The following is a 14171-nucleotide window of genomic DNA, read 5'->3' as shown; positions in this document are numbered from 1 at the left end:
CTCCCAACCTCGTTGCGGCGCGGCTGCGCCTATGGCACTTCAACATCATTGTCGCAGCCCCGACCCGCGGTCACGAGCGGGGGCTCCTATCTTTTTAGTGCCCTCGGATTGGGTCATAGTGTCTGTCGGTACCAAAACATCGGCGTTACCTTTGTTGTTGGTAATGACTTAGTCGTTGGGGACGTTCTTAAACGACTATGACCCCTTTGCATCAGTTTCTGTCGAGTCGGTGCTTCTTGCGGGTTGCCCGTATAATGGTTTGCGTATGAACCGCAACCAAGGAGTTCCAGTTTATGGACCAGAGCCTTTTTAAATTCGACCTGATCGCCGAGGACCCGACGACGCATGCGCGTGCCGGCGTGCTGCACACCCCGCACGGCGACATCGAGACACCGATCTTCATGCCCGTGGGCACCAAGGCAAACGTCAAGGGCATTCCTACCGAGACCGTCAAACAGCTCGGCGCCCAGATCGTGCTTGCCAATACCTATCACCTGTCCATGCGCCCCGGCGAGGATACCATCGCCGAGCTGGGCGGACTGCATAAGTTCATGAACTGGCACGGCCCCATCCTCACCGACTCGGGCGGATTCCAGGTCTTTAGCCATAACGACGCCGTCAAGCTCACCGACGAGGGCGTGCGCTTTATCGTCAATGACTACGACGGCCGCCACGTGTTCTGGACGCCCGAGGACAACATGGAAATCGCCATGAAGCTCGGCTCCGACATCTGCATGCAGCTCGACCAGTGCCCCGGCTATCCTGCCACGCGCGCCTACGTTGAGCGCGCGGTTGAGCTGTCGAGCATGTGGGCCGAGCGCTGCTATAAAGCTCACACCCGCGATGACCAGGCACTCTTTGGCATTGTTCAGGGCGGCATGCATCTGGACCTGCGCCTGCGCTCGCTGCGCCATCTGGAGGAGTGCGGCGACTTCCCGGGCTACGGCATTGGCGGCTACTCGGTGGGCGAGGACCACGAGACCATGTTCGAGACCCTGGCACCGCTCGTAAGCGAGTACATGCCCAAGCACAAGCCGCGCTACCTGATGGGCGTCGGCAACCCCACCACCCTCGTGCGCGGTGTGGGCGTGGGTATCGACATGTTCGACTGCGTGCTGCCGACGCGCACGGGCCGCATGGGTACGGCGTTCTCCAGCGAGGGTCGCCTCAACTTCCGCAACGCTCGCTTTGCGCACGACGATGGTCCCATCGATCCCACCTGCACCTGCCCGGTGTGCACGGGCGGCTACAGCCGCGCGCTCATTCGCCACATGGTCACGCAGAAGGAGATGCTCGGCGGCATTCTGCTGTCGATGCACAACATCTACTACTTGCTCAACCTTATGCAGCGTGCTCGCCAGGCCATTATCGAGGGTCGTTACGGCGCGTTCGTGAGTGACTGGATGAACAGCCCTGCGGCGGTGGATTACTAAGGGCGGCGCGGGCGCTTGCAGGGCGCGGGCAACGGCAAGGGGCGAGCGCCGGCCGGTCGTCGCGTTCGCTAACACTGTCTGCGCGACCGCTGACCGATGCCTTGCAAGCGCATGATGCATCGTGGGTACCATACCGAATAGTTGATGTTCGGGCGGGTGTTTGACGCATGGCGTCGACCCCGCCCGTTTTCTTTTTCTCGATAGGAGTACCCATGATTAAGAACGAGAATGTCGAGGGCGAGCCTGCCTACGACGAGACGTACCGCCGCGGCCCCGTGGTCATGCGCGGCCCGATGATTCCTAAGGACAATACGTACGCTAACCTGCTGGCGCCCGAGGAGTCGACCGACTGGTTGCATGCCGATCCGTGGCGCGTACTGCGCATCCAGGCCGAGTTTGTCGACGGTTTTGGCGCGCTTGCCGAGCTCGGACCTGCGGTGACCATCTTCGGTAGCGCCCGCACGCCCAAGACCGATACGCTCTACAAGGCGGCGCGCACCGTCGGGCGTAAGATTGCCCAGCGCGGCGTGGCGGTTATCACCGGTGGCGGCCCCGGCATCATGGAAGCGGCCAACAAGGGAGCGGCGAGCGTCAATGGTAAGTCAGTTGGCCTGGGCATTGAATTGCCGCACGAGCAGGGGCTCAACAAATACGTGAACCTCGGCATGGACTTCCGTTACTTCTTTGTGCGCAAGACCATGTTCGTCAAATACAGCTCGGGCGCTATTGTGTTTCCCGGCGGGTTTGGCACGCTCGACGAGATGTTCGAGGTGCTCACGCTGGTGCAAACGCACAAGGTCAAGCGTATGCCGCTCGTTTTGGTGGGCACCGAGTACTGGCAGGGCCTGTTCGACTGGCTCAACGGCCCGGTGATGGACGCCGGCATGATCAGCCCGCTCGATCCCGAGCTCGTGCACATCACCGACGACCTCAACGAAGCCGTCGACATCGCCCTGAGCGGGCTGATGTAGATCAATCGTGCCCACGCGACATGAATACGCATGGCAATCTGATGTTATCTAACATCAGATTGCCATTTATATTGGGTATACTGATGCAAAAGACGAGGCGAGGAGGTCGCATATGTCTACTGCAACGGTTAAGCCTGCGACGGTTCGCATCGAAGAGGGGCTCAAGGAACAGGCGACTGAGTTCTTGGATTCGGTCGGCCTCAGCCTCAATTCCTATCTCAATCTTGCCGTTCGGCAGCTTGTAAATCAGCGAAAGATTCCTTTTGAGATTGTAGGAAGGGCGGAGGTGCCCAACGAGGCGACGAGGCGCGCCATGGTGATTGCCGAGGCTCATGAGTTGGGGATTTTGCCGGACGATAGCCTGTCATTCAATAACGCTGATGAGCTTATGTCATTCCTCGATGAGGAATAGCGATGTTCGAGATTAAAGTCGAGGCTCAATTTAAGGTGGACTACAAACGAACGATGCGCATGCATCCGCAGCTAAAAAGTGAGTTTAAAGCGGCGGTTGCAGAGCTTGTGGCTCATGGGTCACTTCCGGCGGAGTATGGCGCCCACGAGCTCTCAAACCCGGGCGGAAACTACAACGGCCACATCGATTTCCACCTATCCGATGGCTTGGTCGATGTGGTCGTTCTTTATCTTCCCCATAAGACTAACCCAGTGATTAGGCTGGTGAGAATGGGCACTCATCAGGAGCTGTTTCAGGGTCCGCTGGGCTGATCGCCGATTTCCAAGTTGCGGTGGAATAGGGATTGATTGACAGCTAATAAGCCAAAAACGGTCCCTATTTCACCGCAACTGATGTGGGCGTCCCTAGTGGATGGGCTGGTAGCGGGGGCAGTAGCTGATGGCTATGGCATCGACGCCTACATGGGTGGCGATGGTGCAGCCGATGGGGCCGGTGCCGGCGTCTACATAGTCTTGGCCTGCGAGCGCTTGGCTGACGAGCTCCTGCTCCTCGGCGGCGCCGGTCGTGAGCACGCGCACGCTGGAGCCCGGATGCTCGGCCAAAAATGCGAGGCAATCGGCCATGGTGTTGGTAACGATGCGTTTGGCACCGCGGCCCTTTTTTATGGCCTTGATCTCGCCCGATTTCCACTCCGGCGAAACGGCCAGGCGAATGTTGAGCATTTGCGTGAGCTGGCCGGCGAGCTTGGGCGCGCGGCCGTTCTTAACGAGATTCTCGAGCGTGCGGGGAATCAGCAGCAGGTGGGCGTCGGGCAGCGTCGCGCGGATCTGCGCCTCGGTCTCGTCCAGGCTGCGGCCGTCCTCGCGCATGGCCAGCGCGTACTCCACCAGCAGGCCCTCGGCGCCCGAGCCGGTGCGCGAGTCGATGCAGCGCACGTCGAGCTCGTGCGTTTCGGCCGTCAGGCTGGCGTTGGCATAGCAGGCGGACCACTCGCTGCACAGCGAGATAAAGATGGCGCTATCGTGACCGTCGGCGCGCACGCGGTCAAAGAGTTCCTTGAACTCGCCGGCACTCGGCTGCGAGGTGTGCGGCAGCTGCTCGGAGCCGGCCATGCGCGCGACGTACTCCTGGGCGGTAATCTGCACCTGGTCGAGCAGGTCCTCGCCCTCGATAATCACATGCAGCGGAATCACGTAAATGCCGAGCTCTTGGGCGCGGGCGGGGGAGATGTCCGACGTGGAGTCGGTTATGATGGCAAAAGACATAATTGCACCTTTCGTTGGGGCGCGACGGCGCCGCCTTCTGAGAGCAAAGTGCGACAAGTATAGTGGAGTTGCTCTACATTGCTAGGTTAAATTGTTGAATAGTCAACAGTTTGAAGTGTCGGTGTGGAAATCGTCAACTGGGGAAGAGGGATGCCGATGGAGGCGCTGGAGATATGCAAGCGGCCGGTCGTGCTGTTTGATTTTGATGGCACGGTGGCCGATACGGGTCGGGCGGTGATGACCTCGACGCGCAAGACGCTGGCTGCACGCGGGTTTTCGGAGGCGCAGATGGGTGACCTGCGTCGCATGATCGGGCCGCCCCTGTGGAAGAGTTTTCACGACTTTTATGGCTTCTCCCGCGAGGAGTCGCTTGTGGTGGCCGACGAGTACCGCGCCTTTTTTGACGAGCTGGGACCGGAGGAGTATCCCGTGTTCGACGGGATCCCCGAGCTGCTGGATGGGTTGGTCGCCCAGGGCAAGCGCTTGGCCGTGGCGACGTCGCGCATGGAGGCAAAGTGCGTTGACATGGTGGGTGAACTGGGGCTTTCTCAGTTTGAGGCCGTGGTTGGCATGAATCCGCCGCAGGGCCGCGAGACCAAGGCGGATTCGGTCCGCGATGCGCTGGCGGCCCTGGGCGCGACCGCGGACGAGGCCGTGATGATTGGCGACCGCTTTAACGACGTCGAGGGCGCGCACGCGATGGGCGTGCCGTGCATTGGCATCTATTCGGGTGCGGCGGCGCCGGGGGAGCACGAGGCTGCGGGCGCCGATGCGGTGGTGCACTCGGTGGCCGAGCTTGCTAAACTTTTCGCTATATAAGTATTTGATGTGAGGGGCGGGCGTACCCGTCGCTCATTGGTAAGGAGGTCGTCCATGAATCAGGTGGAGCAGAGCGTTACCGAGTATGTCGACGAGGTCTGGGAGGACGTCGTCGCCGATATCGAGCAGCTGGTGAGTTATCCGTCCGTAGCCGTTGCTGCCGATGCGGAGCCTAGCGCGCCGTTTGGCCGCCCGGTTCGTGATGCGCTCGATTGCGCGCTCGGCATTGCGCAAAAGCTCGGCTACCAGACGAGCGACGACGAGGGCTATGTGGGCATTGCCGATATCCCGGGTCGCGGCGACAAGCAGCTCGCGACCATCTGCCACGTGGACGTGGTGCCCGCCGGCCCCGGCTGGAACACCGACCCGTTTGCGATGGAGCGTCGCGAGGGCTGGCTGCTCGGCCGTGGCGTGATTGATGACAAGGGTCCGGCGGTGTTGTCGCTCTACGCCGGTGCCTACCTGCTCAAGCACGGCATTGTGCCGCGCTATACCTTCCGCGCGCTGCTGGGCTGCGATGAGGAAGTGGGCATGTCCGACGTTCACCATTATCTGGAGAATCACGCAGACCCCGACTTTTTGTTTACGCCCGATGCCGAGTTCCCGGTCTGCAATGCCGAGAAGGGCCAGTTTGGGGCGACGTTCGTTAGCCCCAAGATCGACGGCGGGCGCATCGTGTCGTGGAGCGGCTCCGAGGCGAGCAATGCCATTCCGTCGCAGTCCATCTGCGAGCTTTCGATTGCCGCCGATGAGCTGCCGGCGCCCGTTGAGAACGCCGACCGCCTGGAGATCACGGCGCTCGACAATGGCCATGCGCAGATTTTCGCCCACGGTATTGGCGGCCACGCTTCGATGCCTGAGGGCACCATCAACGCCGTCGGCCTGATTGTGTCGTATCTGCGCGAGGCCGAGGACGCGTTTGGTGCACGCGACGAGCGCCTGCTGACGCCTGCCGAGCACGAATTCGTCAAGTTCCTGGCCTTTGTGCATGCGGATGCCTATGGCCGCGGCCTAGGTATCGATGCGACGAGTCCGGCGTTTGGCCCGCTTACCTGCAACGCTGGAGTCATCCGCGTGGCGGATGGCCATATTGAGCAGGTCATCGACGTGCGCTTCCCCGACAGTACGAGTGCCGATACCATCCGCGAGCAGCTCGACCCGCTCGTGGGCCGTTTTGGCGTGACGTGCCAGCTGGGTCGCGCTAAGGTGCCGTTCTCAGTCTCTGCCGATGATCCGGCCGTGAAGGCGCTTATCGATACCTATAACGAGTTCACCGGCAAGCATGCTGGGCCCTTTGCCATGGGCGGCGGCACGTACGCGCGCAACTTTGCCCGCGCCGTCTCGTTTGGCCCCGAAGAGACCGGCCTGGAGCTGCCCGCGTGGGGCGGCCAGATGCACGGCCCCAACGAGTGTGCCAGCGAAGAACAGCTTAAACAGGCGCTCAAGATTTACATCGTGGCGATCCTTCGTCTCAACGAACTGGAACTGTAGGGCTTCCCCAGGCACCCGACCTTGCCCCTCAAACCGTCGCTTGCGTACCAAAGTACGCGGCGCTCCTCTTTCGGGGCAATCTCGGGCACCTGGGAAACCCCTATATCCTGCTTGGATACAAACTTGCATTACGAGCCCGGTGCTTCGGCCCGGGCTTTTTCTGTTGCGGTGGGGTAGTCATTGGGGACGTTCCTTTGGTGTAAAAGGTGCGCCATGTTCGGCGCTGGATTGTTATCCGTTTGTAAAGGCTGGACAGAGCTTGCGGTAAGGGTCTATCAGATGCCCGTAAAAAACCGCAGTTGGCGCGGGCGCTGCCCGGTCGGGGTCGTATCTTTCCAAACAGCAAAGCGGGCAGGGTGCCCGCGAGTCGCATGTACGAAAGGAAGATCATGCTCGATCAGGCTTATTCTCGTCGTCAGTTCCTCGGCCTCGCTGGTGGTTTTGCCAGCATCGTCGGTCTCGGTCTCGTTGGTTGCGGCGGCTCCGGCGCATCCGACGCCGCCGACAAGGGTAGCGCCGCTGCTACTGCCGAGTCCGTCTCCGGCGAGGTGACCTACGACGGTGCCTCCTCGTTCCAGGCTCTCGTCGAGGCTGCTGCCGAGAAGTTCATGGATGCCAACCCGGACGTCTCCGTTTCCGGCTCGGGCAACGGTTCGGGCAAGGGTCTGACCGCTGTCGCCGCAGGCACCGTCACCATCGGTAACTCCGACGTCTTCGCCGAGACCAAGCTCGAGGCCGACCAGGTCAAGAACCTCGTCGACCACGAGGTTGCCGTCGTGGGCATGGGTCCCGTCGTCTCCAAGAACGTGACGGTCGACGACCTGTCCCTCGAGCAGCTCAAGGGCATCTTCTCTGGCCAGATCACCAACTGGAAGGAGGTCGGCGGCGACGACGCCACCATCGTCGTCCTCAACCGCAAGGCCGGCTCCGGCACCCGCGCCACCTTCGAGGCCGCCGTCTTTGGCGACGAGGCCGTCGACTTTAAGGGCGACGCCGAGCTCGACAAGTCCGGCGACGTCCAGACTCAGATGGGCAGCACCGATAACGCCATCTCCTACCTCGACTTCTCGCACTTCGATGACTCCAAGTTCAACGCCATCAAGGTCGAGGGCGTCGAGCCCAAGAGCAAGAATGTCACTGATGACTCCTTCAAGATCTGGGCTACCGAGCACATGTACTGCTCCAAGGACGCCGACGAGGCCACCAAGGCCTTCCTGGAGTTCATGCTTTCCGACGACGTCCAGGGCAAGCTCGTCGAGGAGCAGGGCTTCATCCCCGTCTCTGCCATGAAGGTCGTCAAGGACGCCAGCGGCAAGGTCTCTGCTAAATAAGTAATCGCCCCGGAAAGGTTTGCAATGGCAAAACAGCTGCCAAAGCGCGACCTTGAGAACGTGGGCCTGGGCGTCACGGGCGCGTGCGTAGCGCTCGTGACGCTTGTCGTTGCCGCGCTCATCTTTATGGTCGCCCAAAAGGGCCTCTCGGCTTTTGTCAAGGACGGCGTCTCGGTCGTCGAGTTTTTCACCGGCACCAAGTGGGACCTGGCCAACACAGCCGAAAACGGCCTGCCCTATACCGGCGCCCTGCCCCTGATCGTCACCTCGTTTGCGGTCATGGTGCTCTCCACGCTCATCGCGCTGCCCATCGCCATCGGCTCTGCCATCTTTGCGGTCGAGATCCAGCCTAAGTTTGGTTCCAAGGTTTTTCAGCCGCTTATTGAGCTTTTGACCGGTATTCCCTCGGTCGTCTTTGGCTTGATCGGCTTTCACGTTGTCGTCGGTCTTATGAAGAGCGTTTTCCACGTGAGCACGGGCCTGGGCATCTTGCCCGGCGCCATCGTGCTGGCGGTCATGATTCTGCCGACGATGACCACGCTTTCGGTCGATGGCCTGCGCGCCGTGCCCGACGGCTACCGCCAGGGCTCGCTCGCGCTGGGCTACACCCGCTGGCAGACCATCTGGCACGTGGTGCTCAAGTCCGCCATGCCGTCGCTCATGACCGCGGTTATCTTGGGCATGACCCGCGCCTTTGGCGAGACGCTCGCCGTGCGCATGGTCATCGGCGGCATCGAGGCCATGCCGACGTCGCTGCTGTCGCCGGCTTCGACCATCACCACCACGCTCACCACGTCCATGGCAGTCTATGCCGAGGGCTCGGCCCAAGACGATGTTCTGTGGGCGCTCGGCCTGCTGCTGATGGGCATGAGTCTCATCTTCATCCTGATCATCCACCTTATCGGCCGCAAGGGGGCGAAGGCTCGTGGCTAGCACGCGTATCCACATCGACGAGGCGAGGCTCGGGCGTGTCCAAAAGCAGGACCGCTTCGCCACGGGCGTGTTGACGGCGATCGTCGCCATCGTCATGCTCATCGTCGTCTCCATGGTGGCCTATATCCTGTTCGAGGGCATCTCGACGCTGTTCCAGCCGGGCTTTCTCACGGAGCCGTCGCGCGCCAACGGAACGCAGGGCGGCGTGCTCTACCAGCTGTTCGACTCGTTCTACCTGCTGCTGATCACCCTGATCATCTCGGTGCCCATCAGCCTGGGCGGAGCGGTCTTTTTGGTTGAGTACGCGCCGGACGGACCCATCCGCGACATCGCCTCCACCGCCATCGAGATGTTGTCCTCGCTGCCTTCCATCGTCGTCGGCATGTTCGGTTTTCTGGTGTTCTCGGTGCAGCTGGGCTGGAAGTACTCCATCATCTCCGGCGCCGTCGCGCTCACCATGTTCAACATCCCCATCCTGGTGCGCGTGATCCAGCAGGCGCTCGAGGACGTGCCGCAGGCCCAGCGCGATGCGTGCCTGGCCATGGGCCTCACTCGCTGGGAGGCCACGCTGCACATCCTGATCCCCGAGGCCATGCCTGCCATCGTGACGGGCATCGTGCTTTCGGCCGGTCGCGTGTTTGGCGAGGCCGCAGCGCTGCTTTTTACCTCGGGTATGAGCTCGCCGGTTCGCCTGAACTTCTTGAGCTTTAACCTGTCGAGCCCCACCTGCGCTTGGAACGTGTTCCGTCCCGGCGAGTCGCTCGCCGTGCACATCTACAAGATCTATGGCGAGGGCAGCCCCGAGGCCCAGCAGATTGTTTGGGGCACCGCGGCGCTGCTGATGATTTGCGTGCTGCTGTTTAACGTAGTCGCCCGTATCGTGGGCAAGCAACTGGCAAGAAGGATGACGGCCGAATGAGCGAGATGAATGCAACGCCCGCAACCGAAGCGGCATCGTCCGAGACCCAGGACTTCCTGTCGAGCGTGGGGGAGAGCGAGAAGCGCGTGCGCGTGAGCGGCAAGGCCGTGAGCGACGAGGTCGTGCTCTCCACCAAGGACGTCAACGTGTACTATGGCGACCACCATGCACTGCACAATACGTCGCTCGACTTCCACAAGGGCGAGATCACGGCGCTCATTGGGCCTTCGGGCTGCGGTAAGTCGACCTTCTTGCGTAGCCTCAACCTCATGAATCGCGAGATTCGCGGCTGCCGCGTGGAGGGCGAGATCAACTATCGCGGGCGCAACGTGAACACCAAGACCGAAAACACCTACGAGCTGCGCCGTTCCATTGGCATGGTGTTCCAGCAGCCCAACCCGTTCCGCAAGTCCATTCGCGACAACATCACGTTTGCGCCTAAGCGCCACGGCATCACCGACCGCGACGAGCTCGACCGCATGGTCGAGGAGAGCCTGCGCGGCGCGGCGCTGTGGGACGAGGTCAAGGACAAGCTCGACAAGAGCGCCCATGCGCTTTCGGGCGGTCAGCAGCAGCGCCTGTGCATCGCGCGCACGCTGGCGCTCAACCCCGACGTGATCTTGTTCGACGAGCCCTGCTCGGCGCTCGACCCCATCTCGACGCTGGCGATCGAGGACCTCATGTCGTCGATTGTTGCCGACCGCGCCATCGTCATCGTGACGCACAACATGGAGCAGGCGTCGCGTGTGTCCAACCGCACGGCGTTCTTCTACATGGGCGATATGGTCGAGTACGACGAGACTGACGAGATTTTCCAACGGCCCAAGGACAAGCGGCTGAATGATTACCTCACCGGCATGTTCTCCTAGTCCGGGACATGCTTGAGGCCCGCGGTGGCCACGGTTGCCGCGGGACTGATTGGAGAGGCGGGTCATCTCTTTTGGGAGATGGCCCGCCTTTTTGCTCTGCGACCGAAACGACCGCCACAAAGGGGACAGGCGCCTTCGTGGTGGTTTGGGGTGGGGCTCGCTGCTATCATGGACAACGTTGAATTTCTACGAAGGAGCAGGGCATATGGCGATTCTTTTGGGATGCGATTCCGTCAGCCTAGAGTTTCCCACCAAGCATATTTTCGATAGCGTGACGCTCGGCGTGGGCGAGGGCGACCGCATTGGTATTGTCGGCAAAAACGGCGACGGCAAGTCGACGCTGCTGAGCGTGCTCGCCGGCACGCTGGAGCCCGATGACGGGCGCGTGACGCACCGTCGCGGCACCACGATCGGTCTGCTCGGCCAAAAGGACAACCTGGTCGATACCGACACCGTGCATCATGCCGTCGTGGGCGACACGCCCGAGTATGAGTGGGCGTCGAGTCCGCGTACGCGCCAGATTCTGGCTGGCCTTATTAGCGATGTGCCCTGGGAGGGCACGGTGGGCGAGCTTTCGGGCGGCCAGCGCCGTCGCGTGGACCTCGCGCGCCTGCTGATCGGCGACTACGACGTGCTCATGCTCGACGAGCCCACCAATCACCTGGACATGCGCACCATCAACTGGCTCGCGCGCCACTTAAAGGCTCGCTGGCAGCGCGGTCAGGGCGCCATGCTCGTGGTCACGCACGATCGCTGGTTCTTGGACGAGGTCTGCACCAGCATGTGGGAGGTCCATGACGGCCAGGTCGATCCCTTCGAGGGCGGCTATTCGGCATACATCCTGCAGCGCGTAGAGCGCGACCGCATGGCCGCGGTTACCGAGGAACGCCGTCGCAACATGGCACGCAAGGAGCTTGCGTGGCTGAGCCGCGGTGCCCAGGCGCGTTCCACCAAGCCCAAGTTTCGCGTGGATGCCGCTCGTGAGCTGATCGCCGACGTGCCGCCCGTGCGCGACGAGCTGGAGCTCAAGCGCCTGGCGGTGAGCCGCCTGGGCAAGCAGGTTATCGACGTGGTCGACGTGGACGCCGGCTATACGGATACCGATGGCGCGCCCAAGCAGGTGCTCTCCGACGTGACCTGGCTCATCGGCGCGGGCGACCGCTATGGTCTTTTGGGCGAGAATGGCGCTGGCAAGTCGACGCTGCTCGACGTGATCCAGGGCAAAATTGCGCCCACGCGCGGCCGCGTGAAGATTGGCCAGACAGTGCGCTTTGGCGTGCTGTCGCAGCAGCTCGAGGAGCTCGAGCCCTTCATGGGCGACACGATTCGCGAGGTGCTCAGCAACTATAAGAAGTACTACGTCATCGACGGCAAGGAGACTTCGCCCGAGAAGCTCTGCGAGCGTCTGGGCTTTACGACGCAGCAGCTCTGGAGCCGCATCGGCGATCTTTCGGGCGGCCAGCGCCGTCGCCTGTCGCTGCTACTGACAATCCTGGACGAGCCCAACGTGCTCATCCTGGACGAGCCCGGCAACGACCTGGATACCGACATGCTGGCGATTGTCGAGGATCTGCTCGACGGTTGGCCCGGCACGCTGATCCTGGTGACGCACGACCGCTTCTTGATGGAGCGCGTGACCGACCAGCAGTGGGCGCTGCTCGACGGCCACCTGACGCATATGCCCGGTGGCGTGGACCAGTACCTTCGCCTGTGCAACGCTACCGCCGAGGGCGAGCCCGTGGGCGCGCCGAGCGCCAAGACCGGCACGTTTGACACCGGTGCCGCGGCTGCTGCGGCCGAAAAGCCCAAGTCGAGCGGTCAGCCCAACGGCCTGTCCAACGCCGAGCGTCAGAAGCTCCGCCGCGAGGTGAGCTCGCTCGAGCGCAAGATGGAGACGCAGCGCGCCCGCGTTGAGGAGGCCGAGGCCGCGATGGCCCAGGTCGACCCCACCAACTACACGGCGCTGGGCGAGCAGCAGGCAAAGATCGACGAGGCTCACGCCGCCATGGACGAGTTGGAGATGGCGTGGCTCGAGGCGAGCGAAAAGCTCGAGGGCGAGGAGTAGACGAGGATGATCAAAGCCGCGTTTTTCGATATCGACGGCACGCTACTGAGCTTTAAGACCCACCGGATTCCGGCGTCGGCGCAGCAGGTGCTCGACAGCTTTCACGAGCAGGGGATCGCGTGCGTGATCGCCACGGGCCGTCCGACCTACCAGATGCCCGATTGGCTGTTCGACCTGGGCTGGGATGCGTACATTACGCTCTCGGGCCAGCACTGCTTTGATGCCGAGGGAGCTTACCGCAGCTGTCCGATTGATCCGGACGACGTTGCGGTGATCGTGGACCAGGTGGCGCAGGGGTGCTATGACTCGCTGTGCATGCAGAGCGAGAACTCGTTTGTGAACCGCCTGTCCGAGCGCGTGGTGACGGCTGGCAGCAACGCGGGAATCGTCTACCACGAGGAGCCGTTTGAGCACGCCTTTGACGCGCCGGTCTACCAGTTCTGCGCCTTTGTGGACCCGGCCGACGAACATATCGTGACTGACGCCGTGTCGCATTCGCTCACCACGCGCTGGTGTGACCTGTTCTGCGACATTATTCCCGCTAACGGCGGCAAGGACCTGGGCGTGGCGGCGACGCTGGAGCGCCTGGGCATCGACGCGAGCGAGGCGATTGCCTTTGGCGACGGCGAGAACGACCTGTCGATGTTCTCGGCCGTGGGCACAAGTGTGGCCATGGGCAACGCGCAGGATACCGTGAAGGCCGCGGCGACCTATGTGACGACCGCCGTGGACGACGACGGAATCTACAACGCCGCGAAGCACTTTGGCCTGTTATAGCTGCGGCTCGGCACTTGGGGACGTTCCTTTTCTGCCGGCACCTGGGGACACTCCTTGCGGGGCGTCCCCATTTTGTTTTCATCCCGCACGTTTTGTGAAACACGACTAACTTTTAGGCAAAGTAGTAAGACATGGGCAACTTCTGCGGTAAAGTTAGTCGTGGAAAGTATCCAAAGGCTAACTAGCAATCATCGCGAAAGGCGGCCCATGGCCCTACGTGAATCCGGAGAAGACTATCTCGAATCGATCTACGTTCTGTCGGAACGTCAGGGCATCGTGCGCTCGATCGACGTTGCGGAGCACCTCGGCGTAACCAAGGCGAGCGTTTCCAAGGCCATGGCGACGCTGGAGAACAGCGGCTATGTCGAAATGGGCAAGCGCGACGTTCATCTGACGGAGCGTGGTCTGGAGGTCGCTCGCCAAATGTGGGAGCGTCATTGCTTTTTCGTGGGGCTGCTAGAGGATGCGGGTGTTTCGGCTGAGGTCGCGTCGCAAGAGGGCTGCCACATGGAGCATTGCCTGAGCGAGGAGAGCTTTGAGAAGCTACGGGCGATGTTGGGCCGGGAAGATGTAGCGGGTCCAACAACAGAAGCCTAACTGACTTACAGTGGCGCGGAGTTCGCGCAAAGCGCGAACCAGCGACCGGGACCAGTAGCCCCGCCAACCAAGTCCAACTCAGACAAGGAACCCCGCCAGCAAGCGATGCCCAAGAACCTTCAGCTGTGTCAATGCAGGCCGGGACCGGGCTTGGTTTTGAAAACATTCCGCACTGATATCTTCTGTATTGAAGACGTCGATGATGCACCCGTATACCATTGACGTCGACACCATCAGATGCGGACCGCGCGGTGACCCCACATTCCGCTGGCGCCCACAGGGCTGCCCT

At 61.9% G+C, this 14171-nt stretch carries 14 protein-coding genes; 13 read left to right on the top strand and 1 reads right to left on the bottom strand.

All coding sequences use genetic code 11. From position 1 onward, the window contains the following. The first annotated feature begins 293 nt into the window (after nt 1-293). From tgt to AAAX75_RS09810, 4 genes are all read left to right on the top strand, one after another. Nucleotides 294-1433, top strand: coding sequence for a tRNA guanosine(34) transglycosylase Tgt (gene tgt / locus AAAX75_RS09825; protein ID WP_055285790.1), 1140 nt, complete (start codon nt 294-296; stop codon nt 1431-1433). Nucleotides 1434-1645: 212 nt separating this feature from the next. Then, nucleotides 1646-2404, top strand: coding sequence for a TIGR00730 family Rossman fold protein (locus AAAX75_RS09820; RefSeq protein WP_152067856.1), 759 nt, complete (start codon nt 1646-1648; stop codon nt 2402-2404). 112 nt (nt 2405-2516) lie between these two features. Further along, nucleotides 2517-2816, top strand: a complete 300-nt coding sequence (locus AAAX75_RS09815; RefSeq protein WP_349092042.1) for a type II toxin-antitoxin system RelB/DinJ family antitoxin — start codon at nt 2517-2519, stop codon at nt 2814-2816. 2 nt (nt 2817-2818) lie between these two features. Beyond that, nucleotides 2819-3127: a type II toxin-antitoxin system YafQ family toxin gene (locus AAAX75_RS09810; RefSeq protein WP_055250871.1), complete on the top strand. Its 309-nt coding sequence runs from the start codon at nt 2819-2821 to the stop codon at nt 3125-3127. A gap of 93 nt (nt 3128-3220) precedes the next feature. Here AAAX75_RS09810 and AAAX75_RS09805 read toward each other — a convergent pair whose 3' ends face one another. Next, nucleotides 3221-4081, bottom strand: coding sequence for a DegV family protein (locus tag AAAX75_RS09805; protein WP_152067858.1), 861 nt, complete (start codon nt 4079-4081; stop codon nt 3221-3223). Between the two features lie 156 nt (nt 4082-4237). On the opposite strand from AAAX75_RS09805, the gene AAAX75_RS09800 reads away from it, so the two are divergent. From AAAX75_RS09800 to AAAX75_RS09760, 9 genes are all read left to right on the top strand, one after another. After that, nucleotides 4238-4900 (top strand): HAD hydrolase-like protein, encoded by a 663-nt coding sequence (locus AAAX75_RS09800; RefSeq protein ID WP_349092041.1) that lies wholly within the window; start codon nt 4238-4240, stop codon nt 4898-4900. Between the two features lie 54 nt (nt 4901-4954). Continuing rightward, a complete protein-coding gene (locus AAAX75_RS09795) occupies nt 4955-6391 on the top strand; it encodes a M20 family metallopeptidase (protein ID WP_349092040.1) in 1437 nt (478 codons plus the stop codon). A gap of 371 nt (nt 6392-6762) precedes the next feature. Next, the gene (locus AAAX75_RS09790) at nt 6763-7722 is read left to right on the top strand and encodes a phosphate ABC transporter substrate-binding protein (protein WP_349092038.1); all 960 of its coding nucleotides are present in this window, start codon (nt 6763-6765) and stop codon (nt 7720-7722) included. A gap of 24 nt (nt 7723-7746) precedes the next feature. Further along, on the top strand, nt 7747-8655 hold the full coding sequence (pstC, locus tag AAAX75_RS09785) for a phosphate ABC transporter permease subunit PstC (RefSeq protein ID WP_138112856.1): 909 nt from the start codon (nt 7747-7749) through the stop codon (nt 8653-8655). Next, the gene (gene pstA / locus AAAX75_RS09780) at nt 8648-9574 is read left to right on the top strand and encodes a phosphate ABC transporter permease PstA (RefSeq protein WP_349092036.1); all 927 of its coding nucleotides are present in this window, start codon (nt 8648-8650) and stop codon (nt 9572-9574) included. The genes pstC and pstA overlap by 8 nt, the downstream gene beginning before the upstream one ends. Continuing rightward, entirely contained in the window at nt 9571-10443 is an 873-nt protein-coding gene (pstB, locus tag AAAX75_RS09775; RefSeq protein ID WP_195239469.1) for a phosphate ABC transporter ATP-binding protein PstB, read from the top strand. The genes pstA and pstB overlap by 4 nt, the downstream gene beginning before the upstream one ends. Nucleotides 10444-10648: 205 nt before the next feature. Beyond that, a complete protein-coding gene (locus AAAX75_RS09770; protein ID WP_349092034.1) occupies nt 10649-12508 on the top strand; it encodes an ABC-F family ATP-binding cassette domain-containing protein in 1860 nt (619 codons plus the stop codon). 6 nt (nt 12509-12514) lie between these two features. Continuing rightward, nucleotides 12515-13285 carry a Cof-type HAD-IIB family hydrolase gene (locus AAAX75_RS09765; RefSeq protein WP_349092032.1) on the top strand — a complete coding sequence of 257 codons (771 nt, stop codon included), beginning with the start codon at nt 12515-12517 and terminating at the stop codon, nt 13283-13285. Between the two features lie 207 nt (nt 13286-13492). Then, nucleotides 13493-13882: a metal-dependent transcriptional regulator gene (locus AAAX75_RS09760; RefSeq protein WP_349092031.1), complete on the top strand. Its 390-nt coding sequence runs from the start codon at nt 13493-13495 to the stop codon at nt 13880-13882. The last annotated feature ends 289 nt before the right edge of the window (nt 13883-14171 follow it).

The sequence above is a fragment of the Collinsella sp. CLA-ER-H7 genome, from assembly GCF_040092345.1.
Lineage (GTDB): Bacteria > Actinomycetota > Coriobacteriia > Coriobacteriales > Coriobacteriaceae > Collinsella.
The sequence above is the reverse complement of the archived record's forward strand: the minus strand, read 5'-3'. Positions and strand labels throughout refer to the sequence as shown.

Coding starts and splice junctions, on each gene's coding strand:
- AAAX75_RS09820 (WP_152067856.1), top strand. CDS start 1,646: ATGATTAAGAACGAGAATGTCGAGGGCGAGCCTGCCTACGACGAGACG.
- tgt (WP_055285790.1), top strand. CDS start 294: ATGGACCAGAGCCTTTTTAAATTCGACCTGATCGCCGAGGACCCGACG.
- AAAX75_RS09795 (WP_349092040.1), top strand. CDS start 4,955: ATGAATCAGGTGGAGCAGAGCGTTACCGAGTATGTCGACGAGGTCTGG.
- AAAX75_RS09790 (WP_349092038.1), top strand. CDS start 6,763: ATGTACGAAAGGAAGATCATGCTCGATCAGGCTTATTCTCGTCGTCAG.
- AAAX75_RS09815 (WP_349092042.1), top strand. CDS start 2,517: ATGTCTACTGCAACGGTTAAGCCTGCGACGGTTCGCATCGAAGAGGGG.
- AAAX75_RS09805 (WP_152067858.1), bottom strand. CDS start 4,081: ATGTCTTTTGCCATCATAACCGACTCCACGTCGGACATCTCCCCCGCC.
- pstB (WP_195239469.1), top strand. CDS start 9,571: ATGAGCGAGATGAATGCAACGCCCGCAACCGAAGCGGCATCGTCCGAG.
- AAAX75_RS09800 (WP_349092041.1), top strand. CDS start 4,238: ATGGAGGCGCTGGAGATATGCAAGCGGCCGGTCGTGCTGTTTGATTTT.
- AAAX75_RS09810 (WP_055250871.1), top strand. CDS start 2,819: ATGTTCGAGATTAAAGTCGAGGCTCAATTTAAGGTGGACTACAAACGA.
- AAAX75_RS09760 (WP_349092031.1), top strand. CDS start 13,493: ATGGCCCTACGTGAATCCGGAGAAGACTATCTCGAATCGATCTACGTT.
- pstC (WP_138112856.1), top strand. CDS start 7,747: ATGGCAAAACAGCTGCCAAAGCGCGACCTTGAGAACGTGGGCCTGGGC.
- AAAX75_RS09765 (WP_349092032.1), top strand. CDS start 12,515: ATGATCAAAGCCGCGTTTTTCGATATCGACGGCACGCTACTGAGCTTT.
- AAAX75_RS09770 (WP_349092034.1), top strand. CDS start 10,649: ATGGCGATTCTTTTGGGATGCGATTCCGTCAGCCTAGAGTTTCCCACC.